The sequence below is a fragment of the Lentzea sp. HUAS TT2 genome (assembly GCF_051853195.1).
Taxonomy (GTDB): domain Bacteria; phylum Actinomycetota; class Actinomycetes; order Mycobacteriales; family Pseudonocardiaceae; genus Lentzea.
This window is the reverse complement of sequence record NZ_CP196667.1, coordinates 3,213,222-3,239,571: the sequence shown is the minus strand read 5'-3', so window position 1 is coordinate 3,239,571 and position 26,350 is coordinate 3,213,222. Positions and strand designations below refer to the sequence as shown.

The window sequence follows — 26,350 nt, the reverse complement described above, 5'->3', positions numbered from 1 at the left end:
CCGAATACCGGACGTGAGCCCGGTGACATTGCCGGGCGACGGTCACAGAGTGATCACCTGTACCTCGCCGACCTGCGACCATCCGACCGACCCCGAGGCCTACGTGTGCGGGGTGTGCCTCGGCCGGCTCGACGGCGACCTCGCCGACGTGGCCGACCTCGCCGAGGAACTCGACACGACGATCGCCCGCCAGGCGCGAACCGGTATGCCGGTCGGTTCGCGCAGTGCCGAGGTGGGGCTGCCGTACAACGACGGCGCCGCCGAGGTCGGCCGCGACCTGCGCTCGGTGCTGTCGACCTGGGTTCGTGAGCTGTGGGAGACGCACGGGCCGCGCCGCGTGGTCATCACCGCGGACAAGAGCAGGACGACCGAGCTGGACCCGCTGGACCTCGACGACACCCTCGCGGAGATAGCCGCCTGGTTGCGGCGGCACCCGTCGTGGATCGAGTACCACCATGCCGGCGGCGAGCTGTTCGACGAGATCACCGACGCCGTCGAGCGCGTGCGCCGAGCGGTCGACCTGGCGCCGGCGCGGATCTACTGCGGGCCGTGTCCGGACTGCGAGGCCGATCTCTACGCGCGACCGGACCGCGAGACGGTGCGGTGCCGCGAGTGCGAGACCCGCCACGAGGTCGAGACGCTGCGGGGCGCGTTGCTCGACGCCGCGCGCGGGCACCTCGGCACGGCCGCCGAGATCGCCCGCGCGTTGCCGAGGCTGCTCGGCCGCGACCTGTCGGCGAACACGCTGCGCACGTGGGCGCGCAACGGCAAGCTCACCCGACGCGCGCCGGACGCGCAGGGCCGGCCCCGGTACCTGGTCGGCGAGGTGATCGACGTCGCGCTCGCTACGCCCGTGCGTTCGCGTGTCACCCGCGCCGAGCCCTCGTGTGCCTAAACTGCGAAACCGCAGCGGGTGAACTGTGCCCATCCCCCGGCACAACGGCCCCGAGACCCTCCTCCCCCGGTCTCGGGGCCGTCGCATGTCTGGCCGCAGGCGAGGTGATTTCCCTTGCCGCACAACCCGGTCACCGACGCCGACCGCGACCGCGTGCGCGAGCTGCACGGCGAGAGCAAGAGCCGCAACGACATCGCCCGCGTGACCGGGCGCTCGGCGTCGACGGTGACCGTGATTGCCCGCGAGCTGGGTCTGTCGTTCGACCGCAGCAAGACGGCCGCCGCGACGCAGGCCCGGCAGATCGACAACCGCGCCCGCCGCACGGAGATCACCAGCAGGCTCTACGGCCGCGCCGAGCAGGTGCTCGCCCGCCTGGAGTCCCCCGGCTACAAGTACACGGCGACCACGGTGCATGGCATCGAGACCAAGACGCTCGACCACGTGCCCGCGCAGGACGAGAAGTCACTAGCGAGCGCGTTGTCGACGCACCTTGCTGCTGCCGCACGGCTCGAAGCGATCGACGCTGAGAAGGGCAGCGAGGGCGCCAAGAGCATGTTGAGCGGGCTCGCTATCGCGTTGGGAATCCGTACCAGCTACTCCGAAGAGCAGTCTTGATCAGCTCCACGCAACGCCCTCTGTGCGATGCGGAACCTTTCGTCGAATGCTTCCGCCGACTCATGTCCCCTGAGGAGTTCGGACTGCGCTTCGCCTGAAAGCTCCATGATCACCTTCGCTGCGACGAGCGTGAAGGGCTCCGGATTACCCGAAGAGAACAGCAAGGCAATCGTCGTGTTGATCAGCGAGTTGAGCGCGAGGCTTGCCGGATCAGCTAGGCCCACACCTGCATATCCGGTCTCAAGGTAGAGCCTTCCGTCGCGATCTTCACTGTTGAGTCGCCACCCCTTCGAGTCGGCATGCACCTCGTGGCTAGCCCACTTGTAGTGACCACGAAGATGCGCCAGGTTAGCTATTTCTTCAAGTTCATGAAACTTGGGATTTCGATCACCAAACAGAACGGCCGCCCAGCCATTATCTCCGCAATACGCACTTCCGTAAAGATCACGGAGTTCGTTTCGTTCTCGTGTGATTTCGGCGACCTCTTCGTCGGCTAGCTTTTCCTCGCCGATCTGGTGCGCCTTTTCCTGAAAAACGATCATGTCCTTGTAGTTGATGACTACATCGTGCAGCAGGTAGCGCTCGGCGAGGTCCGCGTACTCCGGCCGGCCGCCGTAGTCTGCCAGCACCGCAGACGTCACTGCTAGTTCGTGGAGCGTCCGAGATCGCGCGAGCGCCCCCTGCGCAAGGCCGACCTTGCACAGATGAAATACCTCAAGCGCAGTTCGACAGGCTCGCGCGTGCAGGCCTGCCAGAGACTCGATGAGCGTGAGATTCAGTTCTTCGTCGTCTTCGTCCACTTCGGAGAGGTAGGTTCCGCCGGCTTCCTCTGCGGCGACCACCACTGCATAGTAGAGGTCGAGCCCTCGACCCCAATGCTTCCGTAGCTTGCGCTCGAACTTGCGGTGCCGCCGACGATGGGCACGCAGCATTGACGGAGTCGACTTGAATAGTCCATCAGTCCAAATCGGCGTAGTTGAGTCAATCGCAGCGCCCATCAACTCCGAGATGATCTTCTCGATTTCCTCACTACTGCGACCGGCTGCCCGTGCGCGCTCGATCCCCTCGGCGAGCGTCGCATAGACCGTCGAGTTGAAACCATCGCCCGCTCGTTCTCGCTGCACGCCAAAGAGCGTACGACCGGGACCGGTGATCAGCGAGGGAAATACTCCGACACGCCAGCGGGGGTGTGTCTGTGCACGACCTTCCGCTGTCACTCAAACAGCTTGAGTCGCTGCGGGAGTCTTCGACCCGCGTATCGATCTGGTCCGGCGCCATCCGCAGCGGCAAGACCATCGCGAGCCTGCTGCGCTGGTTGATCTACGTCGCGAACGCGCCGCGTGGTGGTCAGCTCGTGGTCGTCGGCCGCACGCGGGACAGCGTGGCGCGCAACGTGTTCGCGCCGCTGCAAGACCCGTCGCTGTTCGGTCCGATCGCCGATCTCGTGCACTACACGCCGGGGGCGCCTACCGCGCGCATCCTCGACCGCGTCGTGTACGTGCTCGGCGCGAGCGACTCGAAAGCCGAGAAGGTGCTGCGCGGCCTGACGTGCTGCGGCGCCTACGTCGACGAGCTGACCGTCATCTCCGAAGAGTTCTTCGTGCAGTTGCTCGGCCGGATGAGCGTCCCCGGCGCGCAGCTGTTCGCAACGACGAACCCCGATTCGCCGGCCCATTGGGTGCGACGCCGCTACCTCGACCGGCTCGGCTCCCTGCCTGACTGGCGGTCGTTCGCGTTCACCCTCGACGACAACCCGGCGCTGACCGAGGACTACAAGACGTCGATCCGCCGCGAGTACACGGGCCTGTGGTTCCGACGGTTCGTGCTCGGCGAGTGGGTCGCAGCAGAGGGCGCCGTGTTCGACATGTGGTCGCCGGCCGAGCACGTCGTGCCGTGGGCCGAGCTGCCCGACATGGCGCGGCTGCTCGCCGTCGGGATCGACTACGGCACCACGAACCCGACGTCGGCGATCCTGCTCGGCGAGGGCGTCGACGATCGGTTGTACCTGGTCGACGAGTGGCGCCACGACCCCGCGCACGCGCGCACACGGCTCACCGACGCGCAGCTGTCCGCCGGGTTGCGCGACTGGCTCACCGTGCCGCACCTGCCGCGCCCGAACGTGCTGCGTCCGCAGTGGATCGTCGCCGACCCGTCGGCCGCGTCGCTGCGGGTCCAGCTCCACAACGACGGCGTCACCACGGCCGCTGCCGACAACGACGTCGCATATGGCATTCGCGTCGTGTCGAGCCTGCTCGCCGAGAAGCGGCTGCGGGTCGCCGACCGGTGTACCGGGTTCATCGCCGAGGCACCCGGCTACGCCTGGGACGACAAGGCGACGACCAAGGGCGAGGACCGCCCGATCAAGGTCGCCGACCACAGCCTCGACGCCGGGCGCTACGCCATCACCACCACGGAAAACCTTTGGCGCGCAACGCTTGCGCTCGCCGCGTGACCAACCGAAAGGAGGTCACGCCATGCGCGACCAGTGGCCCCCGAAGCCGTTCGACATCGCCGCGAGCAAGATGCGCGAGTGGAACGCTTGGTACGTCGGCAAAGCCGAGGACCTCGCCGCCCACTACGGCAACGGCCCGGTTGTCCACTCGCGCCCGTCTCAGTACCGGGGCGGCCTGGTCGGCGCGGTGAGCCGCTTCTTTTGGGGGCGCCCGGTCTCACCGCGGGGCCAGCAGCGGACCCGCGTGCACATCCCGCTCGCCTCGGACCTCGCGACCATGTCGGCCGACCTGCTGTTCGCCGAGCCGCCGCGCGTGCGCGTCGAGAACTCCAGCGCGCAGGCACGGCTCGACCAGATCATCAACACCCCGAACACCCACAGCGCACTCCTGGAGGCCGCCGAGGTCGCCGCCGCGCTCGGCGGGGCGTACTTGCGGGTGGTGTGGGACGGCGACGTTCGCCCGCACGCGATGCTCGACGCGGTCGACGCCGACGCCGCAGTGCCCGAGTGGCGTTGGAAGACGCTGCACGCGGTCACGTTCTGGCAGACCGTCGCGCACTCCGACGGTGCCGAGGTGCTGCGCCACCTCGAACGGCACGAGGCCGGCCGGATCGTGCACGCCCTGCACCTCGGGACCGAGGATGAGCTCGGCCGGGCGATCCCGCTCACCGAGCACCCCTCGACGGAGTGGGCCGCCGAGCTGGTCGACGCCGACGGGGCGATCGAGACCGGTACCCGGCGGCTGACCGCGACGTACTGCCCGAACATCCGGCCGTCGCGCGAGTGGCGGTCGTTGCCGGCGCTGCGTCCGTTGGGGCGCAGCGATTTCGACGGCGTCGAGCCGCTGTTCGACGTGCTCGACGAGGTGTACTCGTCTTGGGTCCGCGACGTCCGGCTTGCCCGCGCGCGGCTGATCGTGCCGGCGGGGTTCCTGCAACCGCTCGGCCCCGGTCAGGGCGCGATGTTCGACGACGATCAGGAGATTTATAGCGAGTTGAACATGCTCACCGGCCGCAGCGAGTCCAAGCCGATCACGGCGACGCAGTTCGAGATCAGGGTCGCCGAGCACAAGGCCACGGCCGAGCAGATCACGCACGACATCCTGCGGGCCGCCGGCTACTCGCCGTCCAGCTTCGGCGAGACCAACGGCCGCGCGACCGGCGTCACCGCGACCGAGGTCGTCGACCGGCGCGAGCTGTCGGAGACCACCCGCGACAAGAAGTCGCGTTACTGGTCGGCCGCGCTCGCGCCGATCACCGCGGCCTTGCTCGACGTCGACCGGCACGTGTTCGGCACGCCCGGCGTCGCCCTCGACGAGGACCCGGTCGTGAGCTTCGGCGACCAGGCGCAAGCCGACGTCGGCGACCTCGCACGCACCGCGCAGGCGTTGCTCGCCGCCGAGGCCGCCTCGACCGACGTGCGGGTGCGGATCGTGCACCCCGACTGGGACGACGACCAGGTCGACGCCGAGGTCGCCCGGATCTTTACCGAGACCGGCCGCAATGTCCCCGACCCCGCCACTTGGCGCGGTCCGCAGGACGGGGGCGCTGATGGCCTGGGAACCGCCGCCTGACGCAGACCCGCGCGACGTCGTCGAGCAGCTCGCCCGCGACATCCTCGCCGTGTTCACCGAGGCCGAGGCACGGCTGCTCGCCGACATCGCCCGCCGCGCCCGCACTGCTGGTTCGGTAAATGACGAACTCCTGCAGAAGGGTTCGGCAGTGCGCGAGGTCCGTCTCGCCGTCGAGCGGATGCTCACCCAGCTACGCGCCGAGTCGGGCTCGGCCGCCGCCGAGGCGGTGCTCGCCGCCTGGAAGGCGGGCGCCGCCGCAGGCCTCGCGCAGCTCGCCGACGCTGGCGCGCTCGACCGCTCCCAGCTCGCCGCGCTGCGCGACGTCATCCCCGGAATGGACGCCGCCGTGCTGCTCGCGGCCGACCTGACGTCGCGCCTCGACGCCCTGTACCTGCGGGTGCTGCGGTGGGCGCAGGACGCCTACCAAGTCGCGGTAGCCGCAGCGGCGCCGTTGCAGTTGCTCGGCATGGCGACGACCCGCTCGGCGCAGCGCTCCGCCTGGGATCGCTTGGCCTCGCAGGGCGTGACCGGGTTCGTCGACCGGTCCGGCCGTGCGTGGAACCTGGCGAGCTACACCGAGATGGCTGTACGCACGGCGACCGCACGGGCGTGGAACGACGGGCACCTCGCGCGCATGGAGCAGCTCGGCGTCGAGCTGGTCACCGTCTCGAACACCACCGACGGGTGCGAGCTGTGCTCTGTGTGGCAAGGGAAAATCCTTGCCAGGGACGGCGACGCAGGCCCGCGCACCGTCGAGAACGAACTCACCGGCGAGCCCGTCGAGGTCGACGTCGCCGCCACCGTGGAGCAGGCCCGCGCCGCCGGCCTGTTCCACCCCAACTGTCGGCACACCCTGCTCCCGTACCTGCCCGGCGTGACCCGGCTCGCCGAACCGGCCGAGCACGACCAGGCCGCCGAGGACGAACGCGAGCACCTGCGCGAGCTGGAACGCAAGGTACGGCGCGAGAAGCGCAAGGAGGCCGGCGCGCTCGACGACACCGACGCGCGCAAGGCACAGGCCCGTATCCGCGAGCTGCAAGCCGAGATCCGCGAGCACGTCGACGCCACCGGGGTGAACCGCAAGCGCTACCGCGAGCAGACCAACCTCGGCCACGGCACCGCGGGCACCGCCCGCGCCCGCCGCAAGGCCGTCGATGAGCAGCTCGTCGAGGACACCGTCGAGCAGGCGCGCCTCGACGCGGTCGCGGCCGAGCAGGCACGGCGACGCGTGCAGGAACGCCTCGCCGCCGAACAGGCCGAGCAGCAGGCGCGCGAGCAGCTCGCCGCCGAACTGGCCGAACTTACCGACGACGATCTCGACGCCCGGCTCGCCGAGGTCGCCGACGACGAGACGGGCGTCGACGCGGTGCTCGCCGAGATGGACCGCCGCCAGGCCGAGGCCAACGCCGCGCAGGCCCGCCGTGAACGCGACCGGGAACGACGCGAGCAGCAGCGCGAGCAACGCCGCGCCGAGCAGCTCGCCGTGTACGAACGCCTTGTCGCCGACGGCATGGACGACGAACAGGCGTGGGCGCGGGCCACCGGCACGACGGTCGAGCGACTGCACCGTGAGGACGCAATCAGGCGGCTACGGGCCGACGGCTACACCGGTCGCGGGTTCGACGAGTTGGCCCGTGCTGCGTATCGCGACTACGTCGCCGAACAGTTCTGGCAGGCCGAGGCCGATACGAACGGCTACCTGCTCAACAACGCCGGCGAGGCCGCAGGCATCGACCCGCGCGAGCTGTTCACGGGACCCGTCGGCCGTGCGCGCAAGTGGGCATCCGATGAGCTGCTCGGCTGGTGGGACGACCACGGCCGCATGTCGTTCGACGAGTACGCCGCATGGCTGCTCGGCAACGCCGCCATCGCCCGCGACGCCGGGCGCCGCACTGGCGGGGAGGACTGGTTGCAGTGACCCGCGCCGCCGATGTCCTCGCCGCCTACGACGCCGGACGGCTCGCCGCCGAGCAACGCCGACCGGCCGCGAACCCCTACCGCACGGCCGAGGGGGCAACTCGAGCTCCCGCTCGATCGCTCGCAATCGCCTGGCGGGCTGGATTCCGACGAGTGACGGTGTCCTACCCGGTCGACTACTCGGCTTGATCGGGTTGTTCCAGCGCGTCGACCTTGTACGGGTCCTCGCCCGTATAGAACCGGATGGGCTTGCTCTGGATCGACTTCCCGTTGCCGAGGTCGACCACCACTCGGCACTGCATCTCGCTGCTACCGATTCGCTGAAGTGCGGTGTGCATCGCAACTTGGACCTTGTTCAGCGGCAACACCACGTTGTGCGGTGGAGCACCAACATCGAGGCGGGCAGGCAGTGCACCCTCCAGCGGCGCCGGCGGCACGTACTGCATCCCGCCAGGCCCCACGAATCGAAGACCGCTCAACCCGACTGCCAACCGCCCTTTGCTGTAGACGGTCACGATCAGCACAGGTTCGATGCCCCCGGTGCTTAGGGGCACGTCGTAGACGTTGATGCCTTCCTTCGCCTGATCTCGCGGCACGGGCAACGTCAGCGCTTCACGTCCGCTGCGGCTGTAGACACCAGTACCCACACGCACCGACACGCTGCTACCACTCATCCGCCAGGCAGCGACGTTCCACAGTAGCGAGGCGCCACCACTGGCGGCACCGAAGATCGCAAGGGTTTCTGTAAGAGCCACAACAAGAACGTAGACGTTCGCCGCTCTGGATTCGACGCTCCGTACCCATCCGGGTGAGCTGCTCACATCACGGAATTCCCTGCTGTGCAACGAAATGTGGGGGGTATACACACATACCCCCCACATTTCGTGGTGCGCAGGTGTTTCCGCGTCGCGGCGATCTCTCGTTCTGTCACCTGTTCAGGAGGTCTGCCCATGTCCGCACCCGTCTCAACCGAGACCAGCGAGGGTGCCCCGAGCGAAACGGCGTCGGAGTCCACCGCCGCCCCGACCACACCACCCGACGACGGCACCGGCTCGGCAACCGCGCCGCAGGAGCAGACCGCGCCCGACGTCGACGCGCTGCGCGCCGAGTTGGCCGACTGGCGTAGCAAGGCCGAGGGGCAGCAGGGCGTCGTCGACAAGATCGCCGCCGCGCTCGGTATCGGCACCGCGGGCACCCCGCCCACCGTCGAGCAGGTCACCGAGCAGCTCACCACGGCGCAGACCGAGGCGCGCGAGCGCGCGGTCGACCTGGCCGTGTTCCGTGCCGCGCCCGCCGCGAACGCCGACCCCGACGCGCTGCTCGACTCGACCGCGTTCCGACGCCGCGTCGCCGACCTCGACCCCACCGACGCGAAGTTCGGCGAGCAGGTCGCCGCCGCCATCGCCGACGCGGTGAAGGCAAACCCAAGGCTCGCAACAACTCCCGCCACACCGCAGCGCAGCGGCGGAGAGATCACCGGCGGCTCGCCGACCACATCCGACGACCTCGGCTCGCTCTCGGTCGAGGACTACATCACCCGCACCCGGAAGAGGGGTAACTGACCTTGCCCAACCAGCTTCTCACCGTGGACGTGATCGCCCGCGAAGCGATCGCGACCCTGTACGAACAGACCGTCATGGCCGGGCTCGTGCACCGCGACTACGAAAGCGACTTCACCGGTAACTCGGGCGACACGATCACGATCCGCAAGCCCGCCGTGTTCCAGGTCAACGAGTTCAACCGGCAGACCGGAATCCAGTTGCAGGAGGCCCGCGAGACCTCGACCACGCTCACCCTGGACAAGGTCCCTGACGTGTCGTTCGCGGTCACGTCCGAGGACTGGACGATGCGCATCACCGACTTCCGCGAGCAGTTCCTCGCGCCCGCGATGGAGGCCATTGCGCAGTACGCCGACCGGCTCGTGCTCGGTCTGCGCGCCGACATCACACAGACCGTCGAGTACAACGCGGCGGCACCGAACCCGTCGGATGTGCTCGTGGACGCCGGGCTGATCCTCAACAGCGCGAATGTGCCGACCGCCGAGCGTCGGGCGGTCGAAAGCCCCACCTTGACGGCACTGCTCCAGAAAGACCCGCTGTTCGTTCAGGCACAGCAGGTCGGCGACGACGGGACCGCGTTGCGCGAGGCCTCGATCGGCCGCAAGCGCGGTTTCGACAACTACATGAGCCAGAACATCAAGGACGACGTTTCGGTCGCGTTCCGGCGCGAGGCGTTCGCCCTGGCAACCCGCACGATGGCGCTGCCGCGAGGCATCGGCGCCGGGCAGGGCGCCGTCGTGAACTACAAGGGCCTCGGCCTGCGGGTGATCTACGGCTACGACATGAGCAAGAAGCAGGACGTCGTCAGCATCGACGCGCTCATGGGCGTCAAGACCCTGGACCCCAAGCGCGCCGTCCTGATCAAGCGCAAGGCGGGCGCCTGATGCTGTCCTACCGCAACCGCCGCACCGGCGAGGTGCACGTGCCCGAACCGGGCTCGTGGATGGCCGACCGGCTCGACGGGCTCCCCGAGGTGTGGGAGCCCGTCGAGTCCGTTGAGGGCACCCTGCCCCCGGCGAAACCGGCGCGCAGCGCCCGCAAGTCCGAATGGGTCGACTACGCCCTGACGCGCGGCTACACCCGCGAGGACGCCGAGAGCCTCTCGCGCGACGACCTCGCCCGGCTGCTCGACGACCCCGACGCCGAGGCGTAGACGCGGTGCGCGTGTACGCCACCGTGGACGAACTACGTGACTACGCCGGCGCCCGCGTAGTCACCGACGACTCGCCGCGTCTGCTCGCCCGCGCCTCGGAACTGGTCGACTTGCACCTGCTCGCCGCCGTGTACGCGGTCGACGCGCAGGGCTACCCGACCGACGCCGAGGAACGCGACGCACTGCGCCGGGCAACCTGCGCCGTCGTGGAATGGTGGGGTGAGACCGGCGACCCGGTCGGCGCCGCCGGGCAGTACAGCGAGTCGCAGATCGGCACCGTGCGGCTCAAGCGCGCCGACCCCTCCGTGCCGTCCGACATCGCCCCCAACGCGGTCCGCATCCTCACCACCGCGGGCCTGCTCACGCAGGCCCCGCACGCCCCGGACCGGTGGGTCACCGGCTACGGAAAACCGCAGTGACACAACAGATTGCGGGGTGATGCGTGCACATCCCCGCCGTGCTGCCCCCGCACACCGTCACCGTTCGCCCGTACCTCGGCACCGGCGCCTACGGCGACGTCTGGGGCGACCCGGTCGTCGTCCGCGAGGTGTTCGTCGAGGACCGGCGCCGCCTGGTCCGCAACCAGTCCGGCGAAGAGGTCGTGAGCGAGTCGACCGTGCGCACGCGACCGGGCGTGCGCATCCCGGTCGGCTCGAAAGTCACCGTCTGGCAAGGAACATCGCTCGAACGCACCGCCCGCGTGATCACCACGAACTCGTTCGACCACCCGGCGAGCTGGTCGCACATCGAGGTCGCACTCGCGTAACTGGGCGACACGCCGAGAAACTTACCTTCGGTAAGGGTCGATAATACGACAGTAACGGGTAATGTCATCGTCGGCTTAGTGTCTGCTCCACCTTCCAACTTCGGATGGGAGTCGCAGCCCGCAGGCTTTGGAGCAGAGCAGATGACAGTTTTGGACGCGAGCTATTACAAGAGTGGAGATCTCGTAACAGCCCCCTGGGGAAATACCCAAATCTCGGGGCGCGTAATCGGGTACGTTCCAGTTCTTGACCGTAAGCGCAACAGTAACATTTTTAACGAATGGCTGGAGTGGACCAGGAAGACCGGCAGGCCCATCGGGTCACCGCCGGAACATCTGTGCACCTTCCGCGTGAAAGTCACGTTGAACCGGCCAAGTCTCGCCATCCTTCCCCGTTATCGCATGGCCACACAGGGAATGCCGACCTTGCAGGCATTCTCTGCGGACGAACTGCACCTCGTGACCCACGATCCACAGTGGAACCCCTACGCCGTCAAGCCATACGCCATTGCAGAGCACCTGAAGGCGTGGGGCACATACTTGACCGGCCAGTACTACGATCCTGGCGATCCCGTGTGGGTATGGGAAGACCGAGACTGGCACGCCGCGTCTGTGGTCAACGTGAACCGATGGGTATCCGTTCGGTTCGAAAACGGTTTCGTCGACAGCAAGGGCAACCGATCCAAGAGCTACAGAACGTACCAAGTATGGCCCGTCATCAGTGAATCATCCGCACAGGCAAAAGCAACATTTGAGCGCAGTGCACTGAACGACTTCGGCACGCAGTCACCGATGTAGATAGACGCCCCTCGCTTTCACTTTGAAACGGGGGTGGGCGTGGCGGTCGAAATCAGCGGGAACGGTGGGGTCCGCGTCGAGTGGAACGGCGCGGCCGTCACCGAGCAGACCCGGCAGGGCGCCGCGCGCGGCCTGGCGCTCGGCGCCGAGCACGTGCGCGGTGTGTCGGTGGACCTGGCGCCGCTGGACACGGCTGCGCTGCGGAACTCGGCGACGGCGAGCCACGACCCCGACATGCTCACCGCCGCCGTTTCCTACGACACCCCTTACGCCGCAAGGCAGCACGAGGAACTCGATTACCACCACCGCACCGGCGGACCGAAGTACCTCGAACGCGCACTCGTGTCCGAGGCCGATCTCGTCGCCCGTCTGGTGCAGGCGCAGATACGCAAGGCGCTCGGCACGTGAGCTGGACGCGCACTCTCGCGCACGGGCTCGCCGAGCATCTCGCGGCCGCGGGCATCGCCGCCTACCGCCCGACCGGTATCTACCGCGACGACGAGGTCGGGATCGTCATCGGCACCGTTCCCGCCACGCCGGCGCGCGTCCTGGTGCTCTCCCCGTATCCCCTCGTCGACGACGTCGACCAGGCCGACAGTGTGCTCGGCCTGCAAGTCCGTGCCCGCAGCGGCGGAGCGGACCCGCGCGAGGTCCTCGACCGGCTCGATGACGTGTTCGACCTGCTGCACGGCGCGACGCACCTCGACCTCGGCGGCGCCCTGGTCCACTTCGCGATGCGCACCTCGTCGGTGCCGATGAGTCGCGACCAGTCCGGCCGTTACGAGCACGCCGACACCTACCAACTCACCGCCCACAGGCCCACACGACACCGTAGCTAGGAGGCCGCCTAGTGGCTCTACGTTCTTTGCTGGCAAAGGATTGGACGCTTGAAGTCGATACCCGCACCGCCGGTGCGACCGCGCCGCAGTGGACGCGCATCGGTGGCTTGACCAGCTTCACCGAGACCACCGACGACAACACCGAAGACGACGGCTCGTTCGACGATGACGGCTGGGGTAGTTCCGTTGTAACGCAACGAACCTGGTCGATCGAGGCCGAGGGCAAGCGCAAGCGCACCGACGCGCAGGTATTCACCCCGGACCCTGGACAGGAGGCCGTCCGCAAGGCCGCGCGCGTCGTCGGGTTCGCCGCGAACCTGCACGTTCGCTGGTACCGCAAGGACGGCTCACCCGACGCCAACGAGGGCACCGCCACAGTGTCCGGCTTCACCAAGGGCGGCGGCAAGACCGACCTTGAGCCGTTCAACTTCACGTTGAACGGCCAGGGTCCCCCGGTGGAGATCCCCAACCCCGCAACCAACCCGGCGGGCGCGAGCGTCGCCGAGTCAGGCAAGGAGGTCGCCTGATGGCGTTCGTTGATCTGTCCGAGGTGCTCGACGCTGATTTGTCGTTGCCCTACAAGGGAAAGACCTACGTCGTGCCGCCGGTGGACGCCGAGACCGGTCTGCGGTTTCAGCGGCTCGCCGCCGTGGCGGCGCAGGCCGCGAAAGCCGCCGAGGCGGGCGAGCCGTTCAACCCGAACGAGGTCGCTCTCAACGATGACGACGAGGCCGATCTGTTCGAGCGGGCGCTCGGCCCGGTCTACGAGGAGATGCTCGCCGACCGGGTGCCGTGGCCCGTGTTGAAGGTGGCCGGCATGACGGCGTGGCTCGATGCCGCGTTCAACCGGGAGACCGCAGAGGCGTACTGGAACGCGGCAGGCTCCCCAAACCAGACGGCCGGGAATCGGGCGACGCGTCGAGCGGCGGACCGATCGACCCGGCGACAGGGCTCCGCGAGTGGTACGACCCGGACCCGCTCGACCACGACGAAGGCGACGGCCACACGTGGGCGGAAGTCCTAGAACGCTGGCAGCTCGTCGAGGCTGACCTGCACGAGGTCTACGGCGTCGACGTCGAGTCCGGCATTCTCGCCGCCCGGTCGTGGCGGTGGCTGCGTGTCCGCGTTGCCGGGCTGCTGTCCTGCGAGTCGAGGCTCGCCCGCGCGTTCGCACCCCCTGAACGACAGCCGCGCCACCGGTAGGCGCTGATCAGCCGTCGGGGGTGATGCCCCCTGGCGCTCACCATCGGCGAGTTGGTCGGGTTCCTCAAGATCGACGGAAGCGGCTGGAACCGGGGCCTGGCCCAGAGCCGAGGCGACCTCGACAAGTTCAGCCGCGACGCCAACGGCAGGTTGCGCGACCTGCGCGGGCGGTTCGTCGCCGAGGGCGAGGCCTCGGGCAAGGGGTTCGGTGCCGGCCTGGGCCGGTTGCGCGAGTACGCCGACAAGGTTGAGGACGTTGGCAACCGGGCGGGCGCCTCGTTCGGGCGCCTCGCGCTGTCCATGTCCAACGTGGCGACGGCGTCGTCGGTCGTGCACGGGGTCGTGCCGATCGTGGCCTCGCTCGGCGGTGCCCTGGCGCTTCTGCCGGCGGTCGGTGTCGCGGTCGGTGTCGGCATGTTCGCCGCCAAGGTCGGTATGGACGGGTTCGGCGACGCCATGTCGTCGATGGACGACCCGGAGAAGTTCGCGCAGAGCCTCGACAAGCTCTCGCCGGCGGCACGCTCGACCGCGCTCGCCGTGCGCGACCTCGCGCCGGCGTGGAAGGCCGTCAAGCAGGAGACGCAAGAGAACCTGTTCGACGGCCTGGCCGACGACGTGCGGGCGCTCGGCGGCGGCTACCTGCCGGTGCTGAAATCCGGGCTCTCGGGCATCACCGCGGAGTTCAACACCGCCGCGCGCGGGACGGCCGGGTTCCTCGCCGAGGCCAACCAGGTTCAGACCGTCTCGGGGATCTTCGGGCAGGTCCGGACGTCGATCGGCAACACCACGACCGTGGTGCAGCCGCTCGTGTCGATCCTGCTCGACCTGGTCGCCGTCGGTACGACGTTCCTGCCGGGCATGACCGAAGGGTTCGGCTCGGCCACGCAGTCGGCCGCCGAATTCGTCAGCGCGGCAAGGGAAAGCGGGCGGCTCGGCGAGTGGATCGGCGCCGGTATGTCCACTTTGGATCAGCTCGGCGACGTGTTCGGCAACCTGTTCGGCATCGTGCGGGCCGTCTACGGCGCGTTGGACACCGGCGGGGCGAGCCTGCTCGACACTCTGACGCGGGTCACGGGCATGGTGCGCGGGTTTCTGGAGTCGTTCGAGGGGCAGCAGGCGCTCGCGTCTCTCGCGTCGCTGCTGGGCACCGTGTCGGGCGTAGTCACCGGCGTGGTGATGACCGCGCTGCGGCAGTTGGCGCCGGTGGTCGTCGCGCTGGTGCCCGGTTTCGCGCAGCTCGCGACGCAGCTCGGTTCGGTGCTGACCGCAGCGCTGATCGTCGCTACGCCGTTGCTGCTGGACCTGGCGACGTTCCTCTCGGAAAACATGGTGTGGCTCGGACCGCTGGCAATCGGGCTTTACGCTGCGGCACAAGCGTTTCAGGTCGTCGGCGTCGCCGTGCGCGTGCTGAACGTGCTCATGATGATCAACCCGTGGGCGCTGCTGGTCGCGGCCACGATCGCTCTGGTCGTGCTGATCGTGACCAACTGGGACACGATCGTGCAGGCCGTCGGTGTCGCCTGGGACTGGCTGGTGTCCGCCGGACGCACCGCGTGGGAATGGATCGTCAACGCGGTACAGACGGCCGTCGACTACCTGCTGTGGCTGTTCCTCAACTGGAGCCTTCCGGGCCTGATCATCAAGCACTGGGACACCATCGTTGCCGGGGTCCGGCTCGCGGTGCAGTGGGTGCTCGACGCGGTCGGCTGGCTGGGTTCGTTGCCCGGCAAGGTGGGTGCGTGGTTCGGGCAGGTCAAGGACTGGATCGTTCAGAAGTGGTCCGAGGCGGTCGACTGGCTGCGGGGCATCCCGCAGCGCGTCCTCGGCGCGCTCGGCGATCTTGGTCGGCTGCTGCACGACACCGGCGTGAACATCATCCGAGGCCTGCTCGGCGGCTTCTCGTCGATGGCGGGCGCCATCCGCGACAAGCTGCTCGGGATGGTCAAATCGGCGTGGGGGTCGGTGCTGGACTTCTTCGGCATCCGCTCGCCGTCGCGCCTGGCCGCCGAGGCAGGCGTGCACGTCGGCGAGGGACTCGTCGTTGGTCTGGCCCGCATGTCGAGTGCGGTGGACCGCGCTTTCCTTGACATGGCGGCACTTCCGCCGATTCCCAAGGTCGTCATCCCGGCGCCTCGGCTCGCGACGCCCACCGGTCCGGGCTCGGGGTCGCTGGACCCGTTCGACGGCCGCCGCGCCGCCGGTCCGGTGGTGCACGTGACCAACCACTACCCGCAGGCCGAACCGACCTCGACCACGGTCAACCGGTCATTGCAGTACGCGGGTGCGCTGGGGGTGATCTGACCTGGCGACGTACACAGTGGACGGCGTCCCGCTCGATCACCCCGCTGGCTGTTGGAAGCTGCTCACCGGGACGCAGGTCCGCCCGCTGCCCGGTGTGCGGGCCGCGTCCGTGGCCGTGCCCGGTCGTCCGGGTGTCCTGCCGATCCTCGGCGAGGACGTCGAGGCGACCACGATCGGCCTGCACCTTGGCGTGCACGGTGTCGGCCCGGACGGCGTCGACCGTGGCGCCGCCGGCCTCGACGCCAACCTGCAAGCCCTGTATGCGCTGTTCGGGGTGCGGCACCGGTTGCTCGACGTCCGGTATCGCGCTGCGCCGGGCGTGGCCGAGGTCGCCGCCGAGGCCGCGGTGCTCACCGCGTCCGAACCGCAGGTGTGGATCGGCGCCGCTCGCGCCCGGCTCGCCGTGGTGCTGCGCGTGCCCGGCGTGTACTGGCGCGATTCGACGGCGTCCGCCTGGACCACGCGCACGATCGGCGCAGTTCAACGCGTGGACATCCTCGACGGAGCGACCGCGCCTGTCCTCGACGCCGTCCTGCGGATCATCGGCCCCATCACCGACCTGCGCCTCACCGACACCGCCACCGGCGGATGGGTCGGCTACCCCGGCGCCCTGCCGACCGGCCGGGCGCTGCGGGTGCACTGCGGACGGATGGACGCGCACGAAGCACCGTCGGTGTCCTTCGACGGCACCGAAGCGAACGCGACCGGACGCGTCGTCACCGGTGGCCCCGGCTCCAGCTCGCGGTTCCTCGCGCTCACGCCTCGGCCGGTGACATCGGCACACGACCGTGGTGTGCAGGTGCTCATCGAGGGCACAGGCACCACCGAGGCAACGCTCGTCGAGCTGCGAGCGAGGAAGGCGTACCTGTGAGCTTCGACGTGCGGCTTGTTGCGCACACGCCGAACGGTCCGCGTCTCGGCGTGCTGCCGACGCCTCTCTCGCTCGATGTGGCCGTGCCGCTCGACGACGTCGGCTCGCTGCGGCTGTCCTACGCGCTCGGCGCACCCGGCGCCGCCCTGCTCGCGAACCCAATCGAGGTCGCCGTCGAGGCCTACGACCCTTCTGCAGGAGGTTGGTCGGAGATCCTCGGCGGGCGATTCCTGCGCATCAAACGCACGGGCAACGCGGTCGATCCGACCGGGACGCGGTCGTTCGAGCTGCCCGCCTACGCGTGGATGCTGCGCAAGGCCCGGTTGTTCCCCTCCCAGCACGACAACGCCGAGGGCAAGCGCCCGTTTGCCTCCGCCACGGCGGGCGCCGTCGTCGCGACGCTGCTCGCCGAGGCCAAGGCCCGTGGCGTGCTGCCCGGTCTCGCGGTCGACTTCACGCCGAGCACCGACAGCGCCGGGCAGCCGTGGGCGAAGGTGCTCACCATCGCCTACGAGCCTGGTATCGACGTGCTCGCCGTGCTGGACAACCTGGCCGAGCAGGGCGTCGTCGACTGGGTCATGAACGGCCGCACGCTGCGGATGTTCAACGCCGACACCGTGCTCGCCCGCGACCTCGCCGCCGGCGACGCCCCGGTCGACCTGCGCCTCGGCCGCGACGTCACCGACGCACCCGACGAGGGCACGTTCGAGGGCCTCGCGAGCGCCGTCTACGTCAAAGGCGAGGGCACCGCCCGGCTCGAACTCACCAACCCCAATGCCCCAACCCCTTGGGGCCGTTGGGAAAGCTTCATTACCCAAGGCGGTGTGCGCGACGAGGGCACCATGCGGCTGCTCGCGCAGGCCGAACTCGACCGCACCGGCCGCGAACGCGTGCAGATCACCCGCGCCGTGTCGTTCGACGCCGCGAAGTGGTTGCCACTGCGGGATTACCGGCCCGGCGACTATGTGCTCGCGCCCGGCGACGGCGGCTCGCTCGCGTCGCTGCGGGTCCGGCAGATCACCCTCACCCGCGACCAGGCGGGCACGCTCGGCGGCAACCTCGTCTTGAACGACCGGTTCCTCGAACGTGAGCTCAGGCTCGCCAAGCGCACCGCGGGCATCGTCGGAGGCTCGACCGCGAGCGGCGGCTCGGGCACCCGACCAGCGCCGGAAGGCCCGGACCCGCGCGACCCCGCCGCACCGGCCGGGCTGATCGTCTCGACCTCGGCCTACCTCGATTCCGACGGCGCCGCGCGCGGCCAGATCACCGCCACGTGGGGCACCGTCGACAAGGCCACCGACGGCACGGCGATCGAGGTCGCCGGCTACGAGCTGTACCAGCGCCCGAACGTCGCCGGGCTCACCTGGTCCAAGCTCACCGACACCCAGCACCCCGACAACACGGCGACCAGCTCGCCCTACGACGTCGACACCGAATGGGCGTTCAAGGTCCGCGCTGTCAGCCGCGCCGGCGTCATCGGCCCGTGGTCGAACACCTACGCCGTCACCATCGCCGCCGACGCCGAGGCACCACCTCGGCCGTCGGTACCACGCCTGTCGACCAGGCTCGGCGTGATCCATGTCGACTGGGACGGCAAGGGCGCCGCCGGCGAGGTCATGCCGCCCGACTTCGCGCACGTCGACGTGTGGATGCAGCCGAGCAGCGACGCCCCACTGTGGACGGACACCTGGTCCTACAGCGACAACAAGCTCGACCCCGCGTTGTGGACGGTCCTGCAATCGTCGAGCGGTGGCACTCCCGGATACTCGTTGGCGGGCAACAGGTTGACCGTCACCGGCGGCTCGGACCTGGTGGCCACGCGCGACACCGGCGCCCGTGACTACACGGTCACCGCCGCTGATCTCCGCCTGGGACCGGAGTACCGCGCCGGGGTCTACGCCCGGTACGCGCCCGGACCTTCGCAGGAGTGGCCGTACAGGGAACGCGCCGTGTACGTGCTGGGGCGCCGCAACAGTGACACCGCGCTCATGCTCTACATCGACGCCGCGACCAGCAACCGCGAGGTGCCGCTGACGCTGCCCGCCGGGACGACGCTCGACTCGCTCACGCTCGCCCTGGCGGTGCGCGGCCGTGCCGTTGAGGTGTTCGTCAACGGTGCCTCCGTGCACACCGCCACGCTCACCGAGTCCGAGGTCGCCGAGCTGGACGGCACGGCCGCCGGGGTCTACCTGGAGTGGCGGCAGTCCTCCGTCGGGCAGCTCACCGTCACCCCGCCGGCCGTCACCGCCCCGGTGAGGGTCGGGCAGTTGGAAGGTGCCGGCGGCATCGTCGTCACCGACCAGCCGTACAACCAGGGCCGCCGCTTCCACCTCATCGCCGCCGACCGCAGCGGCAACACCTCGGCCGCGTCCGACCCGGCGACGATCAGCACGCGCCCGCTCGTGCCGCCCGACCTCGTCGGCAAACCGATCTACGGCGACAAGATCGTCGCCAACAGCATCACCGCCGATCAGCTCGCCGTCGGCTCGATCACCGCCGGAGCCATCCGCGCCGGGGCCATCACCGCCGGCAAGCTCGCCGCCGACGCTATCGACGGCAAGACCATCACCGGCGCCACGATCCGCACCTCGGACGACGACCCGCGCGTGCAGCTCGACGAGGACGGCATTCACGCATGGAACTCCGCGGGCACTCGCACCGTCGAGATTTCCGGGGCCACCGGCGCCGCCGACATCGCCGGCACCCTGCGCACCGGAACGAGCGGTGTCCGGGCGATCGTCACGTCGAGCGCGTTCGGCGGCTACCCCGGCATCCACTTCACCGGCCTGTCCGGGACGCCGGGGTTCGAGCCCACCGTGCACGCACGTGAAGACGGCACCCTGTGGGCGCTGTCCGCCGAGCAGACCGGCAACAGCTCGGGCCGCGTCGACCTGATCATGCGCAAGGGCGGCTCTTGGTTCCTGGGCAAGCAGTTCGGCGACGCGAACGCCTCGGCGAGCCTGAACGCCGAGGGCGGCGGAAAGCTGTTCATCGACGGCGTGATGCCCCGAGGCATGTCCGCCACGCGCATGATCGGCGTCGGTCTCCTCCACATCGCGCCCGGCGCGTTCTCCGTGCGGATCGACTACGGCGCAACGATCACCCTCGGCAGCCCAGTCCCGCACTGCTCGCTGATCACCGGCGCGCCGCAGGACGGCGTCACCTGGGGAGTCAGCCGCTACGACAACCGGGGCTTTCAGTTCAACTGGTCTCGCGGCGCCGAGATCGACATCCATTGGCTAGCCGTGAGGAGTGCCTGAATGCGCGTCGAGATCATCGGCACCGAGATCACCGACGAACCGGGCCTCGGCCCGTCCTACCGGATCACACAGCGAACCGACCTCGGGATCGAGCTGTACGTGCTGCCCCGCTCGGCCATCGCCGCCGACCTGGAGCTGTACGGCGTCGACGACCCGCTGCTCGTGCTCGACTGGCGCCTGCACGGCTACCGGGGCGAGCCGCTCCCGCCGGGCACGATCGAGGCCTCGCTCTACACAGCCGCCGAGGCGCAGCAGGCCCGCGTGTTCGCCCTGTACGCGCGAGCGCACCTCGGCGGCGCCACCGTCGGCACCGACACCGAGATCACCGACGACCTGCGAGCCAAGATCACGCAAGAGATCGAGCAGGCCGAGACCGACGTCGACGACCTCACCGCCAAGGCCCGCCGGATGCGCGCCGACGAGATCGACGCCATTCGCGCCACCGTGACCATCGTCGACGACCTCGGCCTCGCCGAGCTGCGCGTCCGCGTGCTCGCCGACGCCGCACACATCGACGTCGACCGCGACATCGTGCGCCGGCAGCTCGCGCCGAGCCTGCACACCGCCACCTAACCCGAACCCGCCGACCAACCGCCGCACATCCGTGCGCCGGCCGATGTCGCGCGCCCATCCGCAGTCCCGACCGGAGAGGAACGCATGACCGCACCGACCCCCGACACCGGCGACGTCGTCGGCCCCGACGCCCCCGACCTCACGCCCGACCCGATCACCGACCCGACGCACCCCGACTACGTCGAGCCGTTCGCCGACGCCACCCCCGCCACCGAGGAGGCCTGAGCATGGGCATCTACGTCGGATACGAGGGAGCGAAGTCCTGCACCGGCGGACCCACCAGCGGCGCACAGGCGCTCATGTCGTGGTTCCTCGGCGCCTACCGCGCACAGGGCGGCTACAACCTCGGCATCTACAACTGCGCGACCATCCCCGGCAGCAACACGACCAGCCTGCACGGCGAGGGCCGTGCGACCGACCTCGGCGTGCCCGTCGGCGCCGGATGGGCGCAGGTGCTCGCCGACAAGCTGATCAACAGCTCGGCCGAGCTGGGCGTGCAGTGCGTCATCTACAACCGGCGCATCTGGTCCGGCTCCTACCCCAACGCCGGGTGGCGCCCGTACAACGGCACGCACCCGCACCACGATCACCTGCACGTCGAACTCTCGTGGAACTCCGCGCGCACCCTCACCGCGCAGCGCGTACAGCAGGTCCTCGGCGGTGGCGGTAGTGCTCCGACGCCGCCGGCACCCGGTCAGCGTCCGACGATCCGCCGAGGCTCGACCGGTCCCGCCGTGAGCGAAGTGCAGCGCATCCTCAACGCCTGGTACCCGACCCTGCCCGCGCTCGGCGTCGACGGCGATTTCGGGCCGCTCACCGACGCTCGCGTGCGCTACATGCAGGGCCGCGCCGGCCTCGCTGTCGACGGTGTCGTCGGGCCGGCGACCTGGCGCCGCCTGCTCGGCGGATGACCGCCATGCGCACCGCGGCCTTCGCCGCGCTCGGCTTGGCCCTCGTACTGCTCGGCGCGCACGCCTGGCGCCGCGTCGGCGAGATCGAGGAACTGATCCGCGCCGCCGAGGAAGAACTCGCACACCGCGACTGACCCGAAACCACCGAGCTCACGTTCGCGCTCGGCAAACCCCACCCCCTACAGGAGGACCATGTCCGACACCGTCATCGCCTGGCTTCGCACCGTCGTCCCCGGCGCCTGGGCCGCGCTCATCACCGGCCTGGTGAGCATCGGCGCACCGGCCTACCTCAGCAACGCACTCGGCAACGCGACCAACCTCGTCGTCCTGCCGATCGTCCTCGGCGTCGTGTACCCGTTACTGCGGAAGATCGAGGCGAGCCTGCCCGACTGGCTGACCCGCATCCTGCTCGGCTCCGCACAGCCACCGAGCTACCACGGGAAGCACGAGACCCCGTAACGACGAACGCCCCGCGCCTTCACAGGCGCGGGGCGTTCTTCTCGTAGGTGGGGTCAGGCCGAGGCGAGCAGTCCGTCTGCCCACTGGCGAGCCGCGTCTGCCATCTGCTGTTTCCACGGCTGCGGGTCGCTGGTCGCGATGTCCGTCCACATGTCGACGTTGGCGCGAGCGAACACGCCGACCGCAGTGCGGGGCGCAGACGCCCACGCGCGCGTGCGGCTCACGAGCTGCTCGGCCTGCGCGGCGGTGTGCCCGGCAGCGATCAGCCGAAGGGCGAGACAGCACGGGTCGATCCATGCGGCGCCACGCGTCGGCCAGGCCCAATCGACCATCCGGGCTGTGCCGTCAGCGGTGATCAGGATGTTGTCCGGGTTGTAGTCGGTGTGCAGCAACGTCTCGCCGCCGAGCAGCTCGGCCTCGGCGTCGTCGAGGTAGCCGCGCCACCGTTGGCGCGCGTCCTTCAGCGGGAGGTCCGGCACCGGAAGCGCGGCCAGGGTGTCCACCGCCGCTAGGACGGCAAGGAGGTCCGTCGAGCCAGGGGAGTAGTTCGGGTGATGGCCCTCGACGAACTCGAACGCGAGCACGTCCCAGCCCTCGGCGTCATCGAGTCGCCACAACAGGGCGGGGGCCAGTGGCTGAACGTACGGGTTGATCGTCGCTTCCCGTTGCTGCGCAACGACTCCGGAATGATCGGTCCGGATTCCCTTCACGAACACCTGCCCGCTAGAGGTCTCCAGCACTGCGGCGAGAGCGGAATTCATCCCCTGTGACAGTGTCCGTGCCGCCGTGATCTGCCCGACCTGCTCGCCGATCGCGTCGCGCAGACCGGCGGCCAGGCTGTCCCACTCGATGCGTTCTTGCATGATCCTCAACCATCGTCGTCCGCCCCTGAACGGGAGCGAGGCTAGCCGACATGACAAAGGTGGCCGGACGCGATGCGCGTCCGGCCACCCGATTTGGCGACTACCCGATCAGTACGGGTTGTCGTCCGATGCCTCGCAGTTGCAGCGCGCGAAGGCGCCGAGCGCCTCGACGTCGTCGAGCATCACGACAGCGTCGGGTGCGATGCGTGGCGCGACGGTCATCTGCGCCGCCGCGTCCGTCTCCTCCTGCGTCTCGTCGACCTCTCGGTCGGGAGCAGCCGAGGGAGGCAGCAGTTCCAGCATCACCACGGACATGTGAAATCACCTCCCCCCGTGTTGGCAGTAGCGCTCAAGGGGGGCGTTCGCCTTCTGGTACAGCTTTGCCAGAGGGCGGCACGTGAAGCAGCTCCCCGACAACTTGCACCCCGAGCAGCCACCTGTACGCCCCATCAGCGAATCGGCGACCCCGGCAAGTTGGCGCAGCGCATCGAGGCCGTGCTCGACGAGCGAGAACTGTGCGTCGCGGCCGACCTTGCAAATGCTCGCCCGGCCGAACGGGTCCACGTGGAAATGCGTGTGTCCAGCACCGCATCCGGTGAACGGCTTGCGAGTGCGCAGAAACTCGGATGACTGCGACGGCAACGTTTCCGCGCCCCCGTAGATAGTGGGCGAGATGTTCGAGTACACGTGATAGGGCACGCCGAGGTCCTCGGCGAACGCCTTCATCTCGTCGAGTTCGTGCGCGTTCCGATCCGTCATCACGAGGTTGAATCGCAACGGCAGCCCGTGCGCGCGTGCCGCCTCGATGCCCTTCGTGAACTTCGCGTGCGAACCGGACCGTTGAGTGACGTCGTCGTACACACTGGCGCTCGCGCCGTAGACGCTGACGGTGATCCGGTAGGGACGCCTTTCGGTGAGCAGATCGAGGATCGGCGAGGCGTGCAGAGCAGAACCATTCGTCGACAGGGTGATCATCATCCCGAAGTCCCATGCGGTCTTGTAGACCTGCGGGAACAGCTTGTCGACCGTCGGCTCGCCGCCGGTGATCTGGAACCACAGCGCCCCGGAGTCACGGACCGTGTGCAGCATCTGCTCACGCTCCGGCCAGGCAAGCCCCTCGAATGTCTTCGTTCCGAGGTAGCAGTGCGGGCACTCGTAGTTGCACCCGAGATTCACCTCGTAAGAGGCACGGCCGTACCCGAGCGGCGACGGCTCACGCACCTTGACCACCTGCGGGAGCGGCTCGTTGGTGAGATCGAGGTCCCAGCGCTTACGTGCGGCGTCGACGAGCCACTGCGGACACGAGGCGTCCGGACGCGCCGACTCGACGAGCAGCTGGTCGAACAGTTCGGAGCCGATTTGGACGGCCCCCTGGTCGTCCGGTTTCACCACAACGAAGTCAGTCAGAAACGGACTCGCGATGAGCGTGTGCATCAACGTCCCCCATCGTGGGCGTCAGGAGTCCCATGCGCCTCAATCACGTTGAGCTGCAACGCAGTCGGGACACGCATGTTCTGGATCGGTCGGCACTTTCGGCGAGACGGTTGGTACGAATGGCTCGCGATCACACAACGGGGTGACCACTCGACCAGCGATCGACCGTGCTCGGTGCAGATCACCGGTGCGAATTGACGCGCTATGCCAGCGATCGTCAGCAGCGCGGAGCTTGGCAGCCATGCTCTACGCCGCAACCAGTTCAGGCAGCGTCCACACCGACGCCGGAGGTTCTCGCGGCGGCTCAGGCAGCCTCGGGAACGGCCGCTCTGGAGAGATCGGCCGAGTCGTATCGACCAACACCTGTACCTCGGCCCTCATCCGGTCTTCCAGGGCTCCGACCGAAACAGTCCCTTTGCTTGCCCCGGCATGTCGCCCGTACGCCCCGGTGACGACCCACCAAAGAACGAGTGCAGCCACCGACAACACGCCGAGCACGTACACAGCGGTAAAGAGCAGAGCATCACCGAACACGTCGAATCTCCTTGCGTAGTTGGGGTTTCATCTCTGCCGCTACCTCAGGCGATCGGCTGGAGGGGTCCACAGGAAGCGCTGTTCGAACGCAGCGACGAGCGGTTCGAATGGCGTAGGGCGGACAGGCCCCCCGCCTGTCGGCATAAAGGGGTTGTCCCACACCCGCTGTGGAGGCAGGCGCGTCGCAACCGCGTAGTCATCGTGAAAGACGGCCACAACGTCGAGGTACTGCCGGTTCGGGTCCCAGCGCCAGAACTGCAACGCGTGGTCGACACCGTCGCGATCAAGCATGGGCAAGACGTCGAAGCCGACAGCCCGGAGGCGTCCGACACTTCCGTTCGAAGTCACCGCGATTTCCTTCGCTTGGCGTGCGTCACTGCCGGCGCAGGCCACTGCGTCGGTGGAAGCGGAACCGGCGACCGCGTCCGTGTTCCCGTCGCCGGTTCCGCTTGCTCACCATCCCGAACCTGACGGCCGAGTGCAAGCAATCCGAGCAATCTTGCGCATACTTGCCCCGGTTGGCTTACCCGTCGACTACAGAGAGCAGCAACCAAAGCACGAGGTCACTCGGTGTGGCGTTGACTCTGGGAGAGATTGCGCAACAAGATGCAAGCAAGCGCGCAATCTCTGGAGGAAGCATGAAACTGGAGTTCCTCGGCACGACCAGCAACAGCGGGTCCTGCCCGACCTTGTTCCTGACTGACCGCGGTACTGCCGTCGTGCAGGGGTACGTCGTCACTGACCCCGAGGCCATCGCGATGGCTCAAGCACGCGAGGGCGGGCTGCCTGACGGGGAGATGCTCGTCGAGATCCCGGTCGAGTTGCTGAAGTTCGCCCCTCAGGGTGTGTGATGCCTGACCTGATCAGCGGCGAGGCGTTCAGCGCCCTGTTTCGCGAGTTCAACAGTTCGGCGTGGCGTTGGGAGGCGCAGGGGACCTACAACCAGCCTGATGAAGTCGAGCCCTGGCAGCGGTGGCGGGACGGTGTCCCTGTTCTCGAAGACCTCGACTGGCTGCGCCCCTGGCTCAACGACATCCGGGCTGCAACCGAGAGCGGCAAGGTGTTCCAACGGGTCCGGATGCTCACGGAGCCGTTGACGGAGTACCTGCGTTGGCAGATGGAGGTGACTCCGGCCAACCTCGCGGCTGGAGAAGAAATCTGGCTGCTCACGCAGGCTGCGGCGTCGCGCCTCGGGCTGCCTACGCACGACTTTTGGATCTTCGATCGGGTGAAGGTCGCAGTACTCCACTACGGGGCACAAGGCCTCGTAGGCGCGGAGATCGTGACCGAACCCGCTACGGTGGCGCGGTACGAGCAATGGCGCAAGATTGCTTGCGCCGAGGCAGTCTCGTACGAGGATTTCGTCAAGACCTAGCC

The 26,350-nt window shown here is 68.7% G+C and carries 31 protein-coding genes; 25 read left to right on the top strand and 6 right to left on the bottom strand.

Annotation, left to right across the window (positions count from 1 at the left end; all coding sequences use genetic code 11):
• The first annotated feature begins 49 nt into the window (after positions 1-49).
• Both ACSHWB_RS16295 and ACSHWB_RS16290 read left to right on the top strand, forming a co-directional pair.
• The gene (locus tag ACSHWB_RS16295) at positions 50-895 is read left to right on the top strand and encodes a hypothetical protein (RefSeq protein ID WP_439662867.1); all 846 of its coding nucleotides are present in this window, start codon (positions 50-52) and stop codon (positions 893-895) included.
• A 114-nt stretch (positions 896-1,009) separates the two neighbouring features.
• Complete coding sequence (locus tag ACSHWB_RS16290; protein ID WP_439662866.1) at positions 1,010-1,510, top strand: hypothetical protein; 501 nt, start codon at positions 1,010-1,012, stop codon at positions 1,508-1,510.
• Here ACSHWB_RS16290 and ACSHWB_RS16285 read toward each other — a convergent pair.
• Positions 1,489-2,634 carry a DUF5677 domain-containing protein gene (locus ACSHWB_RS16285; protein WP_439662865.1) on the bottom strand — a complete coding sequence of 382 codons (1,146 nt, stop codon included), beginning with the start codon at positions 2,632-2,634 and terminating at the stop codon, positions 1,489-1,491. The genes ACSHWB_RS16290 and ACSHWB_RS16285 overlap by 22 nt on opposite strands.
• 71 nt (positions 2,635-2,705) lie before the next feature.
• On the opposite strand from ACSHWB_RS16285, the gene ACSHWB_RS16280 reads away from it, so the two are divergent.
• The 3 genes from ACSHWB_RS16280 to ACSHWB_RS16270 are packed head-to-tail and all read left to right on the top strand — an operon-like array spanning position 2,706 to position 7,453.
• Positions 2,706-3,962 carry a PBSX family phage terminase large subunit gene (locus ACSHWB_RS16280; protein ID WP_439662864.1) on the top strand — a complete coding sequence of 419 codons (1,257 nt, stop codon included), beginning with the start codon at positions 2,706-2,708 and terminating at the stop codon, positions 3,960-3,962.
• A 22-nt stretch (positions 3,963-3,984) separates the two neighbouring features.
• The gene (locus tag ACSHWB_RS16275; RefSeq protein WP_439662863.1) at positions 3,985-5,535 is read left to right on the top strand and encodes a hypothetical protein; all 1,551 of its coding nucleotides are present in this window, start codon (positions 3,985-3,987) and stop codon (positions 5,533-5,535) included.
• Positions 5,513-7,453: a phage minor capsid protein gene (locus ACSHWB_RS16270; protein ID WP_439662862.1), complete on the top strand. Its 1,941-nt coding sequence runs from the start codon at positions 5,513-5,515 to the stop codon at positions 7,451-7,453. Before ACSHWB_RS16275 ends, ACSHWB_RS16270 begins: the two co-directional genes overlap by 23 nt.
• Positions 7,454-7,628: 175 nt before the next feature.
• Here ACSHWB_RS16270 and ACSHWB_RS16265 read toward each other — a convergent pair whose 3' ends face one another.
• Complete coding sequence (locus tag ACSHWB_RS16265; RefSeq protein WP_439662861.1) at positions 7,629-8,207, bottom strand: hypothetical protein; 579 nt, start codon at positions 8,205-8,207, stop codon at positions 7,629-7,631.
• A 195-nt stretch (positions 8,208-8,402) separates the two neighbouring features.
• On the opposite strand from ACSHWB_RS16265, the gene ACSHWB_RS16260 reads away from it, so the two are divergent.
• From ACSHWB_RS16260 to ACSHWB_RS16215, 10 genes are all read left to right on the top strand, one after another.
• Positions 8,403-9,014, top strand: a complete 612-nt coding sequence (locus ACSHWB_RS16260) for a hypothetical protein (RefSeq protein WP_439662860.1) — start codon at positions 8,403-8,405, stop codon at positions 9,012-9,014.
• Positions 9,015-9,016: 2 nt separating this feature from the next.
• Positions 9,017-9,895 (top strand): P22 phage major capsid protein family protein, encoded by an 879-nt coding sequence (locus tag ACSHWB_RS16255; RefSeq protein ID WP_439662859.1) that lies wholly within the window; start codon positions 9,017-9,019, stop codon positions 9,893-9,895.
• The gene (locus ACSHWB_RS16250; RefSeq protein ID WP_439662858.1) at positions 9,895-10,164 is read left to right on the top strand and encodes a hypothetical protein; all 270 of its coding nucleotides are present in this window, start codon (positions 9,895-9,897) and stop codon (positions 10,162-10,164) included. Before ACSHWB_RS16255 ends, ACSHWB_RS16250 begins: the two co-directional genes overlap by 1 nt.
• A gap of 11 nt (positions 10,165-10,175) precedes the next feature.
• Positions 10,176-10,583 carry a hypothetical protein gene (locus ACSHWB_RS16245; RefSeq protein WP_439662857.1) on the top strand — a complete coding sequence of 136 codons (408 nt, stop codon included), beginning with the start codon at positions 10,176-10,178 and terminating at the stop codon, positions 10,581-10,583.
• Positions 10,584-10,606: 23 nt separating this feature from the next.
• Positions 10,607-10,930: a hypothetical protein gene (locus ACSHWB_RS16240; RefSeq protein ID WP_439662856.1), complete on the top strand. Its 324-nt coding sequence runs from the start codon at positions 10,607-10,609 to the stop codon at positions 10,928-10,930.
• 141 nt (positions 10,931-11,071) lie between these two features.
• On the top strand, positions 11,072-11,725 hold the full coding sequence (locus ACSHWB_RS16235; RefSeq protein ID WP_439662855.1) for a hypothetical protein: 654 nt from the start codon (positions 11,072-11,074) through the stop codon (positions 11,723-11,725).
• A gap of 39 nt (positions 11,726-11,764) precedes the next feature.
• Entirely contained in the window at positions 11,765-12,133 is a 369-nt protein-coding gene (locus tag ACSHWB_RS16230; RefSeq protein WP_439662854.1) for a hypothetical protein, read from the top strand.
• Positions 12,130-12,564 (top strand): minor capsid protein, encoded by a 435-nt coding sequence (locus tag ACSHWB_RS16225; RefSeq protein WP_439662853.1) that lies wholly within the window; start codon positions 12,130-12,132, stop codon positions 12,562-12,564. Before ACSHWB_RS16230 ends, ACSHWB_RS16225 begins: the two co-directional genes overlap by 4 nt.
• 11 nt (positions 12,565-12,575) lie before the next feature.
• Entirely contained in the window at positions 12,576-13,091 is a 516-nt protein-coding gene (locus tag ACSHWB_RS16220; RefSeq protein ID WP_439662852.1) for a phage tail tube protein, read from the top strand.
• Complete coding sequence (locus tag ACSHWB_RS16215; RefSeq protein WP_439662851.1) at positions 13,091-13,588, top strand: DUF7426 family protein; 498 nt, start codon at positions 13,091-13,093, stop codon at positions 13,586-13,588. Before ACSHWB_RS16220 ends, ACSHWB_RS16215 begins: the two co-directional genes overlap by 1 nt.
• On the opposite strand, the gene ACSHWB_RS16210 is transcribed toward ACSHWB_RS16215, so the two are convergent.
• On the bottom strand, positions 13,585-13,761 hold the full coding sequence (locus ACSHWB_RS16210) for a hypothetical protein (RefSeq protein ID WP_439662850.1): 177 nt from the start codon (positions 13,759-13,761) through the stop codon (positions 13,585-13,587). The two genes, ACSHWB_RS16215 and ACSHWB_RS16210, sit on opposite strands and share 4 nt — an antisense overlap.
• A gap of 57 nt (positions 13,762-13,818) precedes the next feature.
• Here ACSHWB_RS16210 and ACSHWB_RS16205 point away from each other — a divergent pair, with 57 nt between their 5' ends.
• The 8 genes from ACSHWB_RS16205 to ACSHWB_RS16170 all read left to right on the top strand — a co-directional run bounded on the left by ACSHWB_RS16205 (position 13,819) and on the right by ACSHWB_RS16170 (position 22,142).
• Positions 13,819-16,068: a phage tail protein gene (locus tag ACSHWB_RS16205; protein WP_439662849.1), complete on the top strand. Its 2,250-nt coding sequence runs from the start codon at positions 13,819-13,821 to the stop codon at positions 16,066-16,068.
• A 16-nt stretch (positions 16,069-16,084) separates the two neighbouring features.
• The gene (locus ACSHWB_RS16200) at positions 16,085-16,939 is read left to right on the top strand and encodes a hypothetical protein (protein WP_439662848.1); all 855 of its coding nucleotides are present in this window, start codon (positions 16,085-16,087) and stop codon (positions 16,937-16,939) included.
• A complete protein-coding gene (locus ACSHWB_RS16195) occupies positions 16,936-20,199 on the top strand; it encodes a hypothetical protein (protein ID WP_439662847.1) in 3,264 nt (1,087 codons plus the stop codon). The genes ACSHWB_RS16200 and ACSHWB_RS16195 overlap by 4 nt, the downstream gene beginning before the upstream one ends.
• Positions 20,200-20,772, top strand: a complete 573-nt coding sequence (locus ACSHWB_RS16190; RefSeq protein WP_439662846.1) for a hypothetical protein — start codon at positions 20,200-20,202, stop codon at positions 20,770-20,772.
• A gap of 84 nt (positions 20,773-20,856) precedes the next feature.
• On the top strand, positions 20,857-20,997 hold the full coding sequence (locus ACSHWB_RS16185; protein WP_439662845.1) for a hypothetical protein: 141 nt from the start codon (positions 20,857-20,859) through the stop codon (positions 20,995-20,997).
• A gap of 2 nt (positions 20,998-20,999) precedes the next feature.
• Positions 21,000-21,683 (top strand): peptidoglycan-binding domain-containing protein, encoded by a 684-nt coding sequence (locus tag ACSHWB_RS16180; protein ID WP_439662844.1) that lies wholly within the window; start codon positions 21,000-21,002, stop codon positions 21,681-21,683.
• Positions 21,680-21,817: a hypothetical protein gene (locus tag ACSHWB_RS16175; protein WP_439662843.1), complete on the top strand. Its 138-nt coding sequence runs from the start codon at positions 21,680-21,682 to the stop codon at positions 21,815-21,817. Before ACSHWB_RS16180 ends, ACSHWB_RS16175 begins: the two co-directional genes overlap by 4 nt.
• Positions 21,818-21,875: 58 nt before the next feature.
• A complete protein-coding gene (locus ACSHWB_RS16170) occupies positions 21,876-22,142 on the top strand; it encodes a hypothetical protein (protein ID WP_439662842.1) in 267 nt (88 codons plus the stop codon).
• Positions 22,143-22,195: 53 nt separating this feature from the next.
• On the opposite strand, the gene ACSHWB_RS16165 is transcribed toward ACSHWB_RS16170, so the two are convergent.
• From ACSHWB_RS16165 to ACSHWB_RS16155, 3 genes are all read right to left on the bottom strand, one after another.
• Entirely contained in the window at positions 22,196-23,005 is an 810-nt protein-coding gene (locus tag ACSHWB_RS16165) for a phosphotransferase family protein (protein WP_439662841.1), read from the bottom strand.
• Positions 23,006-23,113: 108 nt separating this feature from the next.
• Positions 23,114-23,320 (bottom strand): hypothetical protein, encoded by a 207-nt coding sequence (locus ACSHWB_RS16160; protein ID WP_439662840.1) that lies wholly within the window; start codon positions 23,318-23,320, stop codon positions 23,114-23,116.
• 6 nt (positions 23,321-23,326) lie between these two features.
• The gene (locus tag ACSHWB_RS16155) at positions 23,327-24,439 is read right to left on the bottom strand and encodes a radical SAM protein (protein ID WP_439662839.1); all 1,113 of its coding nucleotides are present in this window, start codon (positions 24,437-24,439) and stop codon (positions 23,327-23,329) included.
• Positions 24,440-25,611: 1,172 nt separating this feature from the next.
• On the opposite strand from ACSHWB_RS16155, the gene ACSHWB_RS16150 reads away from it, so the two are divergent.
• Positions 25,612-25,824, top strand: coding sequence for a hypothetical protein (locus tag ACSHWB_RS16150; RefSeq protein ID WP_439662838.1), 213 nt, complete (start codon positions 25,612-25,614; stop codon positions 25,822-25,824).
• Positions 25,824-26,348: a DUF6879 family protein gene (locus ACSHWB_RS16145; protein ID WP_439662837.1), complete on the top strand. Its 525-nt coding sequence runs from the start codon at positions 25,824-25,826 to the stop codon at positions 26,346-26,348. Before ACSHWB_RS16150 ends, ACSHWB_RS16145 begins: the two co-directional genes overlap by 1 nt.
• The last annotated feature ends 2 nt before the right edge of the window (positions 26,349-26,350 follow it).